The 18892-nt window shown below is 59.6% G+C and carries 14 protein-coding genes; 9 read left to right on the top strand and 5 right to left on the bottom strand.

The genetic code is table 11. The features are described 5' to 3' along the window. Positions 1-96: 96 nt before the first annotated feature. Positions 97-2637, top strand: a complete 2541-nt coding sequence (locus GVK95_RS15295) for a ComEC/Rec2 family competence protein (RefSeq protein ID WP_159951139.1) — start codon at positions 97-99, stop codon at positions 2635-2637. A 68-nt stretch (positions 2638-2705) separates the two neighbouring features. Here the strand turns inward: GVK95_RS15295 and lexA are convergent, their stop codons facing one another. The 5 genes from lexA to GVK95_RS15270 all read right to left on the bottom strand — a co-directional run bounded on the left by lexA (position 2706) and on the right by GVK95_RS15270 (position 11189). Then, positions 2706-3425: a transcriptional repressor LexA gene (gene lexA, locus GVK95_RS15290; protein ID WP_159951137.1), complete on the bottom strand. Its 720-nt coding sequence runs from the start codon at positions 3423-3425 to the stop codon at positions 2706-2708. 317 nt (positions 3426-3742) lie between these two features. Then, complete coding sequence (locus GVK95_RS15285; protein WP_159951135.1) at positions 3743-5086, bottom strand: HlyD family type I secretion periplasmic adaptor subunit; 1344 nt, start codon at positions 5084-5086, stop codon at positions 3743-3745. A gap of 12 nt (positions 5087-5098) precedes the next feature. Further along, entirely contained in the window at positions 5099-7285 is a 2187-nt protein-coding gene (locus GVK95_RS15280; protein ID WP_159951133.1) for a type I secretion system permease/ATPase, read from the bottom strand. 11 nt (positions 7286-7296) lie between these two features. After that, complete coding sequence (locus GVK95_RS15275; RefSeq protein ID WP_244618792.1) at positions 7297-9339, bottom strand: hypothetical protein; 2043 nt, start codon at positions 9337-9339, stop codon at positions 7297-7299. A 131-nt stretch (positions 9340-9470) separates the two neighbouring features. Next, the gene (locus tag GVK95_RS15270; RefSeq protein WP_159951129.1) at positions 9471-11189 is read right to left on the bottom strand and encodes a hypothetical protein; all 1719 of its coding nucleotides are present in this window, start codon (positions 11187-11189) and stop codon (positions 9471-9473) included. Positions 11190-11995: 806 nt separating this feature from the next. On the opposite strand from GVK95_RS15270, the gene GVK95_RS15265 reads away from it, so the two are divergent. The 8 genes from GVK95_RS15265 to pdhA all read left to right on the top strand — a co-directional run bounded on the left by GVK95_RS15265 (position 11996) and on the right by pdhA (position 18892). Next, a complete protein-coding gene (locus GVK95_RS15265) occupies positions 11996-12811 on the top strand; it encodes a response regulator transcription factor (RefSeq protein ID WP_159951127.1) in 816 nt (271 codons plus the stop codon). After that, positions 12804-13286, top strand: coding sequence for a hypothetical protein (locus GVK95_RS15260; RefSeq protein WP_159951125.1), 483 nt, complete (start codon positions 12804-12806; stop codon positions 13284-13286). Before GVK95_RS15265 ends, GVK95_RS15260 begins: the two co-directional genes overlap by 8 nt. A 157-nt stretch (positions 13287-13443) precedes the next feature. Then, complete coding sequence (locus GVK95_RS15255; protein ID WP_159951123.1) at positions 13444-13986, top strand: DUF1003 domain-containing protein; 543 nt, start codon at positions 13444-13446, stop codon at positions 13984-13986. 33 nt (positions 13987-14019) lie between these two features. Next, positions 14020-14913, top strand: a complete 894-nt coding sequence (locus GVK95_RS15250; RefSeq protein WP_159951122.1) for a VOC family protein — start codon at positions 14020-14022, stop codon at positions 14911-14913. Next, positions 14910-15758 carry a 3-deoxy-8-phosphooctulonate synthase gene (kdsA, locus tag GVK95_RS15245; protein WP_159951120.1) on the top strand — a complete coding sequence of 283 codons (849 nt, stop codon included), beginning with the start codon at positions 14910-14912 and terminating at the stop codon, positions 15756-15758. Before GVK95_RS15250 ends, kdsA begins: the two co-directional genes overlap by 4 nt. Before the next feature lie 205 nt (positions 15759-15963). Beyond that, positions 15964-17238, top strand: coding sequence for a phosphopyruvate hydratase (gene eno, locus GVK95_RS15240; RefSeq protein ID WP_159951118.1), 1275 nt, complete (start codon positions 15964-15966; stop codon positions 17236-17238). Between the two features lie 140 nt (positions 17239-17378). Continuing rightward, positions 17379-17696: a septum formation initiator family protein gene (locus GVK95_RS15235; protein ID WP_159951116.1), complete on the top strand. Its 318-nt coding sequence runs from the start codon at positions 17379-17381 to the stop codon at positions 17694-17696. Positions 17697-17845: 149 nt separating this feature from the next. Beyond that, a complete protein-coding gene (gene pdhA, locus GVK95_RS15230) occupies positions 17846-18892 on the top strand; it encodes a pyruvate dehydrogenase (acetyl-transferring) E1 component subunit alpha (RefSeq protein ID WP_159951115.1) in 1047 nt (348 codons plus the stop codon).

Below are 18892 nucleotides of genomic sequence, written 5' to 3'. Positions count from 1 at the left end.
TTTCAGGGCGGGGCGCTATGCACGCATTGATTGTTGACGGAAATCCTTTAGTCTCTGGGCTTTAGCCGGGCTTTTTCCGGCTTCGGCGAAGGACGGATGCACGTGTCAGACTTGGCGCAGGGCGAGACCGCAATGGCCGAAGCAGCGGCGCAGGATGGTGCTGCGCTGCCCGAAAGTTCGCCTACGGTCAGGCGACCGGCCACCGCTGTAAAGCGGACAAACCCGCCCTTGATCTATTGGCGTGAGCGCGTTGCCAGACTTCCCGCTGCATGTGCCGCCGCTCTCGCGCTTGAAGCGCGGCATGGCCATCTGTTTCACTTCGTCCCGGTATGCCTCGGGACGGGTGCCGCCGTCTGGTTCGTGCTCCCGGCACCACCACCGGCAACCGTCGTCGCCTGCATATTTACCGCCCTGTTGGCCGGCATCTGGTTCCAGACGGCGCCCGCGACGGCAAGACATGCCATGCTCTGTGCTGCGGCATTGACCTGCGCCGGCATGCTTCTTGCGGAATGGGAAACGCGGAGAGCCGCGACCACCATGCTTGACCAGCCGGTGGTGACGATCGTCACCGGGGTCGTCGAACGCAGGGAGGCGGGATCTGCCGGCGAATGGCGCTATATCATGCGCCTGACCGGCACCGTTGAGCCGACGCTGCGCCGCCCGCCCGAACGTATTTCCGTCCTTGCCCGCAGCCGCCATGACCCGTTGGCGATCGGTGCAGCGGCAACCGGTCGTGCCCGCCTGTCGCCGCCGTCAGGACCAGCACTGCCCGGAATGAACGATTTCGCCTTCGCCAGCTATTTCTCCGGCATCGGTGCCGTTGGTTTCTTTCTCGGGCCACCGGTCGCAGTCGCTCGGGCTCAGGTCACATCTTCGCACCCGGTGGCCTCAGGAGCCGAAGTTTCACATGATTTCTGGCGTGAATTCTGGCTGACTGCAGATCAGTCGCTGTTTGCGCTGCGCGACCAGATCTCCACCCGCATCCGAACCGTCGTGCCGGGCGATCCCGGCGCATTTGCGGCGTCGATCATCACCGGTGAGAGGCGCTCGATGTCGAAGGGTTCAACGGACGCGCTACGCCTATCCGGGCTTGCCCATATTACGGCGATTTCCGGCCTCAACATGGCGCTCGCTGCTGGCATCTTCTTTGTCGGCCTGCGTGCGGGCCTTAGTCTGTTTCCGGTCTTGGCCCAGACCTATCCGGTAAAGAAGATCGCCGCCGCCGGCGCGCTTCTGGCGGTCACCGGCTATGTGCTTATTTCCGGTTATCAGGTCTCGGCGGTCAGGGCCTATCTGATGACCTCGATCATGCTGGTGGCGGTACTTGTCGACCGTCCCGCGATCAGCCTGCGCAACCTTGCTCTGGCTGCAACCCTCATCCTGATTGTCCAGCCATCGGCCGTGTTGGGGCCAAGTTTCCAGATGTCCTTTGCCGCAACCGCCGCCTTGATCGCCGGTTATGCCGGCTGGCGATCAAGGCCCAGGCATGTCCTTCCACGCTTTCGCGCGCGAAAATTCGTCTTGCTTGCGACGTTGGGTCGTTTTTTCGGCGGGACTCTCGCCACCTCCCTGATCGGCGGACTGGCCACGGCGATTTTTGCGATCAGCCATTTTCATCGGCTCTCGACCCACAGCCTTGAGGCCAATCTGATAGCCATGCCTTTGATTTCGCTGATCGTAATGCCGGCGGGCTTCATCGCGATGATCCTCATGCCGCTGGGGCTCGACGCCCCGTTTTTGATTGTCATGGGGTCTGGCCTGGAATGGGTGCTGGTTGTTGCCGAGGAGATTTCCGGATGGGGAGACGGCTATGCCTTCATGCGTCAACCCGCATGGCTCCTGCCGATGACCGTCGCCGGCTTTCTGCTGTTGACGCTGCTGCGCACCCGTTTGCGCCATGCAGGGCCGCTGGTGATTGCTGTCACGCTGCTTGTGGCGGGACTTTCGAGCCAGGCACCAAGGGCTGATCTGGCCGTTAGCGAAGACGGGCGGCTCGTCGGTTTTTGGCCGGGTACCGCGACCATGCGGACGGCTGGCGACCAGATTGCCGCCAATCGCCTCCGACCGCCCGCGTTCATCTTCGATCAATGGCAGCCCGCTCTGGGCTTCACTGCCGCCATCGCGCCGCAGCCGATGACCACCCCAGCAATGACCGGTCCGGCAATGACCGGTCCGGCAGCCGAGCTTGTGTCGCCAGACAGGCCAAGACGAACGCCCCTGTCCGAGGCGGAAATCTCGATGGCCCGTCAGAGGCTCCGAGATCTTCTGGCCTCTGCCCACGATCAGCATTTCACCTGTATCAAGGGCGCTTGCGCCGCCGTGCTTCACGATTGGCGCATCATCACGCTCGATCGTCACGAGGTGACGGGCATTGCCTGTGATCTTGCCGATCTTGTCATCGTTGCCCAGCGCCCGGGTTTTGCCAGTTGCCGTTCCGGCGCGCGACTGATTTCAGCCGATAGCCTGCGGAGCACGGGAAGTCTGGAAATTTTACTTCGTGAACGCTCCAGCCGGACATTGACGATCATCCCGTCCTTTGCCGGTCCACCGCGTCCCTGGACCCGCCACCGCCTGTATGACTGGCGCAGCGGCTCGCAAGCCGGCAGCCACTCGGCAGATCAATCCTTCGACGAGTAATCCGGGAAACCAGGACAAGCGCGAATGACACAAACAAAAAAAGGGCCAGCAGATGCTGGCCCGATGTGTCAGTGATAGCGCCGGATGAGACCGACGAGCTTACCTTGGATCTTAACCCGGTCAGGCCCGAAGATCCGCGTCTCGTAGGCCGGATTGGCCGCCTCCAGCGCGATCGATGCGCCACGCCGACGGAAACGCTTCAGCGTAGCCTCTTCGTCGTCCACCAAGGCAACGACGATGTCGCCGGGATTGGCATTCGAGGCATTGCGGATGATCACGGTGTCGCCGTCGAGAATACCGGCATCGATCATCGAATCGCCCTTGACCTCCAGCGCATAATGTTCGCCCGAGCCGATCATTTCGGCCGGCACGGTGATATCATGTGTGTTGTTCTGGATGGCCGAGATCGGCACGCCGGCGGCGATACGGCCCATGACAGGTACGCTGACCGACAAGGAATTGCCATCACTGGAAGATCGGGTCGGTGCAGCGGGTGCTGGCGGTATCTTGCCAAGGCTGCCTTCTATCACGCTGGGCGCAAAGCCGCGCCGTGGCTGCAGGCTTGGCGTATAGGCCTCCGGCAGCTTGATGACTTCAAGCGCGCGGGCCCTGTTCGGCAGGCGACGTATGAATCCGCGCTCCTCGAGCGCCGTGATCAAGCGGTGAATGCCCGACTTCGACGCCAGGTCGAGCGCGTCCTTCATTTCGTCGAAAGAGGGAGGCACGCCGGATTCCTTCATCCGTTCGTGGATGAAAAGAAGCAGTTCCTGTTGCTTGCGCGTCAGCATATGCGATGCCCCATTGGTGAAACAAATACAGAACAGACACTATATGTTCCATATGTGTTCCGCAAGGGGATAAATTTCCGTGAACATTGCATGTGCCCGGCTGACCGATGACGAAAAAATCGCTCACAGCGGTTTCCGGTCAAGTGGAGGCGGTTGGCAGAAGCCTCGTCAGCAATCGGGCTGATGAAACCTCATCGACGCGCACAATAGCGCCCTGCATCGACACGACAACCAGGACTGATTGCAAGGCGTCGCCGCTCTCGGCGACGTATGTTTCCAGAATGCGGTGCCCACCGTGCCCGTCTTTTGCCGAAGTGTCACTGCTCCGAAAAGGCGCGTGACATGCTGTCGGTAATCGGTCTGGTGATATAGTTGAGGAATGTTCTTTCGTTGGTCTGGATCATCACTTCGGCCGGCATGCCAGGTGTCGGCGTGAAGCCATCAACCCGTGCCAGTTCCGTCGGTGCAATGTTGATCCGGGCGAGATAGACGTCGTGCGGCGCAGACGACGTATTGCCGGTTTGCTGGAGCGCGTCCGCCGACAGGTAGAAGACGTCGCCCGTCAGCACCGGCGTCGTTCTCTGGTTCAGGGCAACCAGCCGTATGGTTGCTGCCTGGCCCAGCTTGACGCTGTCGATATCGTTGCGCGGGATCTGTGCCTCGATGATCAGCGGCACCCCGGCTGGCAGGATTTCGAGGATCGCCTTGCCGCTTTCGATGACACCGCCATTGGTATGGTAGTGTATCCGGACAACCGTGCCTGAAACGGGCGCATTGATCGTCGCGCGCTCGAGGATATTGGCCGCTTCCCGCAGCTGCTCCCGCACCATGTCGCGCTCGCCCTGTATGGCCTGCAGGCGCTCAAGTGCATCTTCGCGATAGGCACTTTCCGCGCGCAGCACCTCCTGCTCGCCCTTCGTGCGCTGCGCCTGGGTCTCGGCGATTTCCGCCTCCAGCCGTCCGATCTGGCCGTCCGCCTCGGCGATGGCCCGCAGAAGCGCCTTGACCTCGTTGGCCCGCGCCACGCCCTTTTCCAGCAGGATCTGCTTTGCGGCATATTCGTCCTTCAGCAGTTCAAGCTGACGGATGGACGCATCGCGTTGCCTTGTATAGCCGATTTCGCGGAACTCGAGTGCCCGGATGTTCTGTTGCAGCAAGGCGATCTCGCTGGAGAGCTTTTGCCGCTGCGCTCTGAAATTCAGCTGCTGGCTGACCAGGATCGCCCAGACGTCGGGATCGCCGCGGTGTTCTTTCAGCAAAGAGGAGAGATCAAGTTTCTCGACGGTCTCGAACTGTGCGGTCAGCCGCGCCGCCGTCACATCCAGTCGCATGCGGCGTAGAAACAGTTCACGCTTCTTCGCCTGGGCCGCAGTCTCGTCCAGTTGCACGAGAGCCTGTCCTTCGACCACCTGATCACCCTCGCTGACGAGGATTTGTTCGATAATGCCGCCTTCCAGATGCTGGAGGATCTTGTTCTGGCCGGTAGCGACGAAGCTGCCCTGGGCAATCACCGCAGCCGCAAGCGGCGCGGTCGATGCCCATGTGCCGAATCCGCCGAATGCGATGGCCATCAGAACCAGGCCGACAATCGTCTGCTTGCTGATCGACCGCGGCACTTCGGAATACCACTCGATATCGTGAACCTTGGCGATGTCTACCATGCACGTCGCCTCCTATTGCAGCTGATGACCGAATGAACCGCCTTCGATATCGATGCCGCGGGCCTGCAATGCCTTCAACACATCCATGCGCATGCCGAACAAGGCGACGGTGCCATTGGCCAGCAGCAGGATCTTGTCGACGCTGTTGAGCAGGGAAGGGCGCTGGGTCACGGTGATCATGGTGATCTTTTGCTCCTTGGCATGCTGCAGCGCCCGCATCAGCGCCATGTCGCCAGCGCTGTCGAGGTTGGAATTGGGCTCGTCGAGAACCACCAGATGGGGGTCGCCGAAGAAGGCGCGCGCCAGTGCAATGCGCTGCTTCTGCCCACCGGACAAAGGCGAGCCATCGGCGGCGACCATCGTTTCGTAGCCATGCGGAAGGCCCGCGATCATCTCGTGCACGTCGGCAAGCATGGCGGCGCGGTAGATCTGCTCGTCGTCGGCGTCTGAGCGCATCCGGGCGATATTGGCCTTGATCGTTCCGGGGAAGAGTTGCACGTCCTGCGGCAGGTAGCCGATGTTTTCACCGAATTGCCGTTGGTCCCAGTTGCGAAGATCCATCAGGTCCAGCCGCACATTGCCCGATGTCGGCAGGATGGAACCGACCAGCATCTTGCCAAGCGTGGTCTTTCCCGCGCCGGAATTTCCGATGACGGCGAGCGAATCGCCCGGCTGGAGAGCAAACGAGATCCCGTTCAGCACGACCCGCTTGGTGCCCTGCGGCACATAGAGCAGCCGCTCGACGTCAAGCCGACCCTCGGGTTTCGGCAGGTTCAGGCGTTCGAAATTGAGTGGCGAAGCTTTGAGCAGCGCGGCGATCCGACCATAGGCGGCGCGCGACTGGCTGAACTGGTTCCATCCCTCGATCGCACCTTCGATCGGCGCCAGCGCACGCCCGGCAATGATCGAGGAGGCGATGACCATGCCACCGGTGAGTTCGCCTTGGATTGACAGATAGGCACCCCAGCCGAGCATCGTGACCTGCGTCAGAAGACGGATACCTTTCGAGACCGCAGCAATCGCGATGTTCCTGTCCTGTGCAATCACCTGCGCCTTGAGCGATGCGGCCGTATCCTTGCCCCAGATGTGCACAGCCTCCGGTATCATGGCCAATGCATTGATGATCTGCGAATTGCGGGTCATCGAATCAAGGTGCAGGTTGGCCTTGATCTGTGCGGCGTTGGCATCGGCGAATGGTACTGCCGTCACGCGCTGGTTTATCTGGGTGAAGATCAGCAGCAGGATCGCCGTGACCACGACGATGTATCCGAGATGCGGATGAATGAGGAAAACCGCGAGCAGGAAAACCGGCGCGATCGGGGCATCGAGAAAGGCGAGCAGCGTCCGCGAGACGAGGAACGAGCGGACCTGCTGCAGGTCTCCGAGCGTCTGGTATTCTCGGCCATTGCCCTGCAGGGACGCCCGCGCCGCCGCACTCAGGATCGGTGCTCCGAGCTGGGCTGCAACCTCCACGGCCGTTCGCATCAGGATGAAACGGCGCAATGCGTCGAAGGCGGACTGGAGAATGATGGCGCCGACGATCACGATCGTCAGCATGATCAGCGTATCGGTGGACCGGCTGGTCAGGACCCGGTCCGAAATCTGGAACAGATAGATCGGTATGGCCAGCACGAGCACATTGCTCGCAATCGTGAACACCATCACGATCAACAGATTGCGCTTGACCGCATGGATGCCGGCCTTGAGGCTGGCGTTGAAGTCGACCTGGCCGAGCCGCTTGTGGAAAGTGCCGCCGCCTCCGCCCGATCCCTTGCCGCCCCGGGTTGATACCGGATTGTCCACTGTGGTTGTTTCGGCCTTCACCGGGCCGCAATCCCCATCGATCACCTTCATGCCGTCCGGGGCTCTCGATTCGAGCGGGCGGCTCTGCGGTGCATCAGGTTCCGGCGGCGGTTCCTGCCTGATTTCGGCGGTTGGCTCGGGCGCGGGAGTTTCAGGCGTATCCGTCTGGCTGTAGGCGACCCGCAGGTTTTGCGGTGGACGGATCGGCTGGGCCGCCGTCGCCGATTGCGGCTTGGGATTGCCGACCTCGGCTTTCAGGTAATCTTCGACGGCCCTTTCGAGCCTTGCATAGGTTCCATCCGCGTCATTCGATGCTTCCAGCCGTGGCGATCTCGGTCCTGCCCTGTTTTCTGTTGGTTCAATCGGTGGCTCCAGGCGTTTGCGGATTTCCGACATTTATGTCCCCTTTAATGTCCAATCATGCTGTTCACGCCATCACCCGTGTGGCCGTCATAATCGGACGGCATGCAGGAGGCATCGGATGCCGTCGAGTGATCGTCTGGAGCAAGCATGGAATCGTCGAGAAAAAGCACGGCTTCGTTGACCAGCGCATCGGGGTCCGGGTTGCCGAAGTCCGGTTGCCCGGAGATCAGTTCGGCTTGGAAGAGCGTTTCCTGCGAATATTGCTCGCCGCCGACATAGGTCTTCCCCACGGAATCCAGATCGATGATCGTGGCATTGTTCAGCAGCGCGTTGGATCCGGTTTCGATTGTCCAGTCGGCATCGAGATTGGGTGCGATTGCATCCATCGCCAGCGCGATCTGATCGCTGTCGCCGAGGATGTTCGTCTGGCGTATGTATTGAAGGTTGATCAGGTCACCGCTGATATAGAGGACCCGCAACCCCTGCAGTCCCGCAAAGGCCTCATCGGAAAGAAGTTCCGGCGAGATGCTGCCCTCGCCATTTGCGAAGGACGCCAATGTGCCGAGTTGGTCCTGCGACAGGCTGTCGAAGCGGTCGGCATCGCCGATCGTGCCGATGCGTGCCTGGTTCCAGAGCAGGTTGCCGGATGAGGAAACGGAGCCTTCGCCTGATGTCTGGAAGTCAGCCGTCGCGCCGACAAAATCATTGTCGAACAGGACGTTCATCTGGTGGATGATGTTCGCGTCGAAGATCGAACCGCCGATGATGATCAGATCGTAGGAAAAGCCCAGTTCGAAGACCGAAGCGTGGTTGACGCCGAAATTGTCGCCGGCGACGACGCTTGTGGTCACGCCAGAGGAGGAGAGAATACCGACATCGTCGTCGCTCATGAAAATGATCTGCTCGAGCCAGTTGACGATCATCAGATCGCCATGGATCTCGGTGACCGCCCAGAACGCCGGATAGTCGTCGCTACCGCTCGCGCCACCCCCCGAGCCATCGGATATATCCAGATGATCGAACGTTGCGATATTGAACATCTCGTTGGTGGCAGCGTCATGGGTCCAGTCGCTGACCGCTGACGTGATCGCGTCGGTGTCCCACAGCGCGTTGATCTGGACGATCGCGTTCACTTCGACATGGTCTTCGGCAACGATGGTAATCGTCGCGCCTGTCCAGAAGTTCTGCAACACGACATTGTTGATCAGGGTATTGCCGCCGGTATGCACTTCCACCGACACCGCGATGGCGACGGTGCCGTCGTCCTTGGTCCAGGTATTGGTGCTTTCGCCTTCTGCGCTCTCTTCTCCCTCGCTGACATCCTCTGCGTTATCGTCTCCGTCGCTCTCATCCTTGGCGAAGGAATGATAGTCGTCGATATTCGGCGCCTCCTCGACAATTTCGCCGTTGACATAGATGCCGTCGATCGAGGTCGCGCTGATGTGGATCTGAACGGCGTCACTGTCAGCGGGCACGTCTTCCAGTTGGTCAATGACTGTCTGGATGACGCCGATCATCTCCGTGCTTGATCCGGGACGTGCGAGGTCGCCCAGAGGCGACAGCGCAGCCGCCTCTTCGAAGCCTTCGAGCACGGCAGCGTCATCAATGGGCTCTGGATTGAACGCCAGCCCATGTCCGCCAACGCTGAAATAATCGTCATCGGACAGCGAGATGGCTTGGTGGAAATGGTTGACGACCGAACCAGGCGCTTGAATTTCCGGGGTTGGGTAGAGGTAATGCACCGAGTCGATCGGTGTATCGAAACCGTAGTTTGGAATATCCGGTAGGACGCGGCCGTCAATGTGATGGCCGACGGTTCTGGTATCTGAGACCGACTGCGAATGCACAGGTCTGGTCAGGACATACCAGTGGTCCGGTGCCGGCGCGCGATAGCCGAAGCCCGGCTCAAACCCCAAAAGATCAAAGGGAGCCGCAAAATCGCTCGTATGGACCGGCAGCTTCTCCAGGTCGACATCGGCCTTGGTGAAGGCAAATTCGTTATAAGCTTCCCGAGCCCGAGCATTCTCGACGCTGATATGAAAGAAGCCGATAAAATGGCTGATCTCTTCGGTGAATTTATCCATCATCGTCAAGGCCGTAACTCCTTGTTCCTGAGGTGCCGCCATGACCGCCTGTCATGAGGCACAAACGAGCTGCGCAGGAAGCCTGCGCAGCCCCGTGACGTTTTGCTAACTTTGGCTAAATGCGATCCCGGCCCTTACACCCCGTCGTCGCCGTCCTCGCCAACAACCGTGCTGGTCAGATCACCGCCGACGACTGTCATGTCGATGGCATTCTGCTGCAGGTTGGCACCCATCACGATTTCCTGGTTGAAGGCACTGGTGTCGATGCCAGCGTCAGCGCTTGCCGAACTTGTGCCGGTGACGTAGCCGTCATCGCCATTGTCCGATCCCCAGGAGCCGCCGTCGCCTGCGCCGCCATAACCGGTGGTCGCAGTGCCACCTGCGCCGCCGAGGGCACCATCGCCGCCGAGAGCCCAGCCACCGACCGCTCCACCACCTGTGCCGGCTGTCCAGGCGCCACTCAGAGCGCTGCCGCCATCACCACCTTCAGCCCAGGCATCCCCGCCCCAAGCATCGCCGCTGGTCGCAGTGCCAGAAGTCCCGCCGCCGCCGGTACCTGCTGCACCGGCGCCGCCGTCACCACCGACCCCGAGGCCAGCGCCTGTACCGGCACCGAGGCCAAGGCCCAGTCCACCGGCATCGCCGCCATCGCCGCCGTTGCCGGAATCGGCTGCTGCGCCAGAGCCGCCACCGGCACCGCCAGCGCCACCGCCACCGCCTGCACCGCCGGCATTGCTGCCACCGGTACCGCTACCTGCGCCACCGCCTTCGTTGTCGATGAGGATCGGATTGATCAGGCCAAGTGACAGGCCGAGGCCATTGCCGCCTTCACCGCCCGTGGCTTCGCTGTCACCGGCATCCTCAGCATCGCCGCCATCGGCGTCACCGCCGTTGCCGCCTTCGCCACCTGCGCCGGTGCTGTTGCTGCCGCTTGCGCCTTCGCCTGCCAGCGCCAGACCGGCACCCAGACCAAGACCAAGGCCCAGACCGAGACCGACGCCTGCTGCGCCGTTGCCGCCATCACCACCAAGGCCGATGCCGCCAAGTGCCGCACCTGAGTCTGCGCTGCCGGAATCACCTTCGCCGCCATCGGCATCGCCGCCATCGCCTTCGCCGCCTTCAGCGCCACTGAGCGCCAGACCACCGAGACCTATGCCACCGAGAGCAGTGCCGCCGAGAGCGTTGCCGCCTTCGCCGCCGTTGCCGCCGTCTGCGTCTGCGTTGCCGCCGCCGTTTCCGCCTTCACCGCCGCCATTGATGCCTTCTTCAGCCTTGGCGAACCCGCCATTGGCTTTGGCGTTTACCGTGAAGGTGGCATCATTCTTGACTTCGGCGCTCTCCAGTTTGTCATTGTCCTGGAGATTGGCGATCTGGTTGAAGACATTGCCGACGTCATTGCCTTCGCCGTCGAGGGCATCGTTCATGATGTCCTTGAACTGGACATTGAACAGGCCTTCGACCGAGGAGCCTTTGGAAACGTCGATATCGGCGAAGTCATCGTCGCTCGGCACGTAGCCTTCGAGCCCGGCATCGACAGCCACGCCGACTGTAACGGTCGTGGTGCTGATGTTTTCATTGAGGTTGAGATTGGCATTCAGGTTACCGTTCAGGTTCCCATTGCCATTGCCGTTCAGGTTGCCATTGCCGTTGCCGTTGAGGTTTTCGGACTCACTGGACTGGTACTGACCTTGCCCCTGTCCCTGTCCCTGACCCTGACCCTGACCCTGTGCTTGAGCCTCAAACTGGGCCTGTGCTTCAAGTTGGGCCTGTGCCTGCGCTTCGGATTGGTCCTGATCCTGATCCTGACTGTTGTCGTCGTCATGATCGTAATAGTTATTCTTCGGCTTACCCATAGTCGTATCCTCCGTCATCGGATTCCGCGACTGTTTGACCGTTATTCATCTTCTATACGGTCTTCACATGCGAATTCCGGATTGATCTGCGGTTGAAAGACGATTGCCTCAAAAGGCCACTTTCACTGTCGCCACGGCGACGATTGTCGATGCTGATGAAGTGCTCCTCCTGAATGCAGTTATGAGGTGTCGATCTCTGTTCAGGCAGTCTCTCCGAGAATCATGCCCAACGCGAACAACCAGGTCGTCGCCTCAAATCAAGTCTGTGCTTGTTGGCGCCAGAAGATAAGCTGATACATGGAGCTAGTAATGTGCAGTGCAGCAAACCGTGATGGAGGTCTAGACAGTCAGTACAATCGACCGTTGCTGACATGCTAAGCATCAATGCGAGCGTAACCCGGTGAGTGGTTCGTAGTGAAACAGTTTAGAACGTCACTCTGCTCAGGGTTGAGTTTTTTGGTGGTTACCCGCAGAAAAAGGCTCGATTGTGTGGAGAGTGCACCGCGTGCCTTATGCCCGGCGACTCTGGCATTTGGCTGCGGATTAGGATCAAAAGAGGTAGTCGGCCGTCAATCTCCCCCTCGTTTTGTGTAGATGATCTAGACTTGTACTTGTCGCCGCGCGCTGAAATGCGCTTCGTTTGCAATGTGCTGCGATATTGTTGTCGCTCATGATGTCTAGTAGCGCGCCCATTAGATCGTTCGGACTATTCCCAACCGATGCCGTTTGGTTTACCGTTTTCTAAAGGAACGGAGATGGCGACAGGTGGCGCACTCTGTGATTGTATTTTCGGGGAGGCATGCTGCATGAAACAACTTGCGCCTCACGTCGGGAGCGGTGGCGCGGATTTGGCGGCTTCTCTGGAGGCAATGCCAAATCTTCGGACACTTCTGTATGTTGGTCCGCCGGATGTTATCTCCGGGGCGATGGCTGCGGCCATTCAACGAGAATTTCCCTTCATCCGGGTTTCGCACAGTGTCAGCATGTTATCGGCTCTGGAGGAGTTCGATATTCCGCTGCGGCTTGTGCTTGTCGATTTGCTGCATGCGCACGAACTGAGTGATTGTGCCGGCGAGCTGCTCGCCCAACACCCCTCCGCCGCGATTGCCATTGTCACGGACAGTGATCTGCGCGGCAGTGTGGAGCGTTTTCACCTCGTCGATACCAGCCACGTCAAGGGAGTTCTGCCTCTCAATGTCAGTCTCGATGTTCTGCTTTCAATGCTGCGGATAATCCTGAGGGGAGGGACATATTTCCCGTCGATCGCCTATCGGAATCAAGACAGCATCAGTTGGCGAAACGAGGGGCACACCCCATACGACGAGGCGAAACCGCACCCTGTGCAAGAAATCCAAGGCAAGATCATGCACCAGTTGACCAAACGCGAAAACGAAATCCTGGCCAGGATCGCTTTGGGCAACCAGAACAAGATCATCGCGGCAGCACTCGGTTTGTCCGAACACACGGTCAAGATCCATATCCACAACATCATCACCAAGCTCGGTGTCCACAATCGAACCGAAGCGGTCGCGCTCTATTTCGAACACAGGGACAGTGGCGGATCAGGCTCCGGCGACCTCCACAGGCCGGGCAGCAATCCGGTTTCTGGCGGCGATGCGTAGATTTCAGGATGTGCTGCTGCTGATCGGGCAGTTGAATTACACTTGGACCAATACCGAAAGTCTCTTGATCCATATGATCGCCGGCCTCGCCCAGTCGGACAAGGAGACGGCGATCGTCATCTTTCTGACGCTAAATACGCCACGCGCGCGCATCGATCTCGTCGAGCGACTGGCGAAGATGCAGAAGACACCGGCCGATTGTCGTGCCGATATACTGGATTCAACCAGACGTCTGTCGGAAGAGGCCAAACTTCGCAACAAATATAACCATTGCATCTATTCGTTCGACCCTGACAGCGGCCGCGGATTGACCCAGTCCATGCGTATTTTCGAAGGACGGGACGATATCAAATACGGCAAGATCGAGGAACTCGACGATCAGGAAATCGAACGGATCCGCGAGAGCATCCGCTCGCTTATCAGGATCAACCAGTCGTTCTGGAGCATCACCGAGAAGTATGGCTTCCCCAAATAGTCGTTGCTCGATCTGACCTGCTGCGGATCACTGGCCGACAGAGGTCGGCCGAATCCCTCCCATATTGACGATCGGCTGTGTGTGACAGTGTCGCCCATTGTCTTTGCCGGATATTGGCGCAAACACTGGCGACGAATCGAAACGGAGATCGTGATTGATGTCGGTGGACACGGAAAAGACGCTGTTCGGCAAGGCCGTACATGAACTGAACCCGGCGGAGAAAAGGGTGCTGCGCCATGCGCGCGAACAACGCACCCTGTCCACCGATGCCGGTCAGGATTTTCTGGCGGTGTCCACCACAGGCCAGCGTCTGGCCGATGCGATCGCCCGTATCGGCGGATCGTGGAACTTCATCATCGGCTTTTTGCTGTTTCTGGTGGTCTGGGTCATCCTCAACACCGTCGTTCTGGCGACCGAATCGCTGGATCCCTATCCCTTCATCTTCCTCAACCTGATTCTGTCGATGCTTGCCGCCATCCAGGCGCCGATCATCATGATGAGCCAGAACCGCCAGGCAGAGCGCGACCGCTTCATGGCGGCCAAGGATTATGAGATCAACCTGAAGGCGGAGATCGAGGTTCTCGGGCTGCACCGCAAGATCGATCTGCATGTTCTGAAGGAATTGCAGGAGACCCGGCAGGAGATCGCCGAACTAAAAGCGAGCATCGATGCCCTTTCGCTGCCCCGTCATAAGCACTAGGTAAGACGGATGTTGATAGCAGGAGAGATCGATATGGAGACGCAACATCAGGCGCCGAGGTCGATTGATCATCTTGTCCTGCCGGTGGGATCGCTGGATGTCGCAAGAGCGCGTCTGTCGGCGCTCGGCTTTACTGTCGCCGCTGACGCAATCCATCCGTTCGGTACCGAAAACGCTTGCGTGTTTTTCGCCGATGAGACCTACCTGGAGCCGCTGGCCGTTGCCAGTCGCGAGGACTGCGAGGCCTCGGCCAAAGCCGGCAATGTCTTCGTGGCGCGTGATCAGGCGTTCCGGTTCCGGAAGGGTGAGGGCCTGTCAGCCATCGTCGTCAAAACGGACGATGCTTCTGCCGACGATATTCGGTTTCGGACGCAAGGGTTCGGCGCCGGTGAAATGTTGGAATTCGCCCGACAGATGCGCTTTCCCGATGGCCGCGAGATCAATGCCGCCTTCAGGCTGGCCTTTGCCGCCGACTTGCGCGGTCCCGATTTCTTCCTGTTTGCCTGTCAGCGGATCAACGCCCTGCCGACAGACCGGGGCGCGTTGCTAGTGCATGGCAATGGCGTCGTCGGCATTTCGCGCGTTGTTCTGGTCGAAGATAATCCCAGCGATTTCCAGTATCTGCTCGAACTCGGCCTTGGCCAGAGAGATGTCACAGCGCATTCGTTTGGTATCTCGCTTCTGACCGCGAATGCCAGCGTCGATGCGCTGACACCGGAAGGGTTCAGTGCGCATTTCGGTTCTACCCCGCGCAGAAAGGGCCGGGGCCTTGAGGGCGCCGCCGTCGTGTTTCACAGCCGTGATATCGGCGTGACAGAAGCCTGTCTCGCTGCTAATGCCATCGCTTATCAGAAAGTGGGCGCGCGCCTGATCGTGGCGCCTGCCCCAGGCCAGGGCGTCCTATTCGTTTTCGAGGAGCAAGCATGAGCAATCCGACCAATTCCGAAGTCACCGTCGGCGAAGGTGCCGGAAAGGCTGTCTTCTCGCAAAAGGGTCGTTTTGCCCTGATCGCCGGCCCCTGCCAGATGGAAAGCCGCGACCATGCCTTCATGATCGCCGGAAAGCTTGTCGAACTTTGCCGCGAACTCGGCCTCGGCCTCGTCTACAAGTCATCCTTCGACAAGGCGAACCGCACGTCGCTTTCGGCCGAGCGCGGTATCGGCCTGGAAACGGCCATGGAAGTCTTTGCCGACATCAAGAAGGAATACGGCATCCCGGTTCTCACCGATATCCATACCGAGGAACAGTGCGTTGCCGTCGCGCCGACCGTCGATGTGCTCCAGATCCCGGCCTTTCTCTGCCGCCAGACCGATCTGCTCGTCGCTGCCGCCAAGACCGGTCGTGTGGTCAACGTCAAGAAGGGCCAGTTCCTGGCGCCTTGGGACATGAAGAATGTCCTGAACAAGCTCAATGCCACGGGCAACCCGAATGTGCTGCTCTGCGAACGCGGCGCGTCCTTCGGATACAATACGCTGGTCTCCGACATGCGGTCGCTGCCGATCATGGCTTCTATGGGCGCGCCGGTCGTGTTCGATGCCACGCATTCCGTTCAGCAGCCGGGCGGGCAGGGCGGCTCCTCCGGCGGACAGCGCGAATTTGTCGAAACGCTGGCCCGCGCGGCGGTGGCTGTCGGCGTCGGCGGGCTGTTCATCGAGACCCATCAGGACCCGGACAATGCGCCGTCCGATGGCCCGAACATGGTTCGCATCGACCACATGCGCCGCCTGTTGGAAAAGCTGATCGCCTTCGACGATATCGCCAAGGCCGCCTGAATTCCATTCAATCGATTGGTCGGCGCCCGCAGAGGGATTCGATTCTTTTAAATCGATTAGGTTTTCGGAATTGTCGGCCCGAGCCTGTCATTGTATTTTCTGGATCTTAGGCTAAGAGAGGAAGACTCACAGGCTGGGCCGGGCGAAAATAGGCGTCCGAGCATCTGCCACCGAGCCTTGTCCTTTCATTCTACAGGGAGCGAACATGACCGCCATTACCGACATCATCGGCCGCGAAATTCTCGACAGCCGCGGCAACCCGACCGTTGAGGTCGACGTCTATCTCGAGGACGGCAGCATGGGTCGTGCGGCCGTTCCGTCGGGCGCCTCGACCGGCGCCCACGAAGCCATGGAGCTGCGTGACGGTGGCAAGCGTTATCTCGGCAAGGGCGTCGAGAAGGCTGTCGAAGCCGTCAACGGCGAAATCTATGACGCCATCGGCGGCCATGATGCCGAGAACCAGATCCAGATCGACAATCTGATGATCGAACTCGACGGCACGCCGAACAAGTCTCGCCTCGGTGCCAATGCCATCCTCGGCGTTTCGCTCGCTGTCGCCAAGGCTGCGGCCCAGGCATCCGGGCTGCCGCTGTATCGCTACATCGGCGGCCCGAACGCGCATGTCCTGCCGGTTCCGATGATGAACATCATCAATGGCGGCGCGCATGCCGACAATCCGATCGATTTCCAGGAATTCATGATCGTTCCGGTCGGCGCGGAAACCATCCGCGATGCTGTGCGCATGGGTTCGGAAGTGTTCCACACGCTGAAGAAGCAGCTGGCAGCCGACGGCCACAACACCAATGTTGGTGATGAAGGTGGTTTCGCACCGGGTCTGGCCTCTGCGCCTGCTGCACTCGACTTCATCATGAAGTCGATAGAAAAGGCCGGCTATCGTCCGGGCGAAGACATGCATATCGCGCTCGACTGCGCCTCGACCGAATTCTTCAAGGACGGCAAATACGTTCTCGAAGGCGAAGGCCGCACACTCGAGCCGGAAGCCATGGCCGACTACCTTGCCGAACTCGCCGGCAAGTACCCGATCTTCTCGATCGAGGACGGCATGGCGGAAGATGACTGGGAAGGTTGGAAGTCCCTGACCGACAAGATCGGCGCCAAGGTCCAGCTCGTCGGCGACGATCTCTTCGTCACCAATTCCTCGCGCCTGCGCGACGGCATCAAGATGGGCGTTGCCAACTCCATCCTGGTCAAGGTCAACCAGATTGGCTCGCTGTCGGAAACGCTCGACGCCGTCTCGACCGCAAACCGCGCCGCCTACACAGCCGTCATGTCGCATCGTTCGGGTGAAACCGAAGACTCCACGATCGCCGATCTCGCGGTTGCCACGAACTGCGGCCAGATCAAGACCGGCTCGCTTGCCCGCTCGGATCGTACTGCAAAGTACAACCAGCTGATCCGCATCGAGGAAGCACTCGGCCCGCAGGCCCGCTATGCAGGCACGTCGATCCTGCGCGGCTGATACTGCTTTCAACGCATGTCAATGAACCTGCGCCACGGACGTGGCGCAGGTTTTTTATTGCTCGCCATTCGAGGTCAATGATCGGTTAAGACATCGGCGCTAACTTGGCGAAAAGTTTTGCGTATCAGGGCGTTGTCGGCATGTGGACCAGGCATCATAAAAAGAAGAAATTCGGGCGTCTCATTCTCCCTGCCGTAACCATCGCATTCCTCTCCTACTTCGGTTATCATTCCCTCCATGGCGACTATGGTCTGCGCGCTGCGCAGGAGTTCGAGCGACAGCGCGTGGCGCGCAGTTCCGAGCTTTCTGTGCTTGTCGCGCAGCGTACGAGCCTTGAGAAGGAAGTCGGCCTGTTGAGTGACGGCTCTCTCGATGAAGACATCATTGACGAGAAGGCGCGCTATCAGTTGAATATGTCGCGACCGGATGAAATCGTCATCTTCAATACCTATTTCTAATTAACTGAAATCAAGTTAATCGAAAATCTGCAAGAAAAAACAATTACTTGCGGGGAATGCAAGCTATGCATTTCTAGCATTGCCGCCGTGCCTTTTCTTGCTTATTCTGCGTTCAACGATAGAGCATGCATAACCCATGGGAGGGATGAATGGCGCCGCGAAAATCCGCGACTGCTTCCAGCCGGAAAACGACTGCAAAAGTTGCCGGCAAGGAATTCACCGGAAAAAATATGCCTGAATTTGGTGCCGACGAAGAGCTTCACGCCTACCGTGAAATGCTCCTGATCCGCCGTTTCGAGGAAAAGGCCGGCCAGCTGTACGGCATGGGCTTCATCGGCGGTTTCTGTCACCTCTACATCGGCCAGGAAGCCGTCGTGGTGGGCATGCAGATGGCGCAGAAGGAGGGTGATCAGGTCATCACCGCCTATCGCGACCATGGTCACATGCTGGCCGCCGGCCTCAGCGCCCGTGGCGTCATGGCCGAATTGACCGGTCGCCGCAGCGGCCTGTCGAAGGGCAAGGGCGGCTCCATGCATATGTTCTCGAAAGAGAAGCATTTCTACGGCGGTCACGGCATCGTCGGTGCCCAGGTCTCGCTCGGCACCGGTCTCGCCTTCGCCAACAAGTATCGCGGCAATGACAATGTATCGGTCGCCTATTTCGGTGATGGTGCTGCCAACCAGGGCCAGGTCTACGAGAGCTTCAATATGGCTGCTCTCTGGAAGCTGCCGATCATCTACATCGTCGAGAACAACCGTTATGCCATGGGCACGTCGACGGCTCGCGCCACGGCGCAGGCTGACTACTCCAAGCGTGGTATCGGTTTCGGCATTCCCGGCATCCAGGTCGATGGCATGGATGTGCGCGCCGTCAAGGCGGCAGCCGACGAGGCGCTCGAGCATTGCCGTTCCGGCAAGGGTCCGATCATCCTCGAAATGCTGACCTATCGCTACCGCGGCCATTCGATGTCCGACCCGGCGAAGTATCGTTCCAAGGAAGAAGTGCAGAAGATGCGCTCGGAGCAGGATCCGATCGAGCAGGTGAAGGCTCGCCTTCTCGAAAAAGGTTGGGCTAGTGAAGATCAGCTGAAGGCAATCGACAAGGACGTTCGCGACATCGTCGCCGACAGTGCCGATTTCGCCCAGGCCGATCCGGAGCCGGATGTATCCGAGCTCTACACCGACATTCTTCTGTAA

The sequence above is a fragment of the Rhizobium sp. 18065 genome (assembly GCF_902706095.1).
GTDB lineage: Bacteria > Pseudomonadota > Alphaproteobacteria > Rhizobiales > Rhizobiaceae > Allorhizobium.
This window is presented reverse-complemented; position numbering and strand designations above follow the sequence as displayed.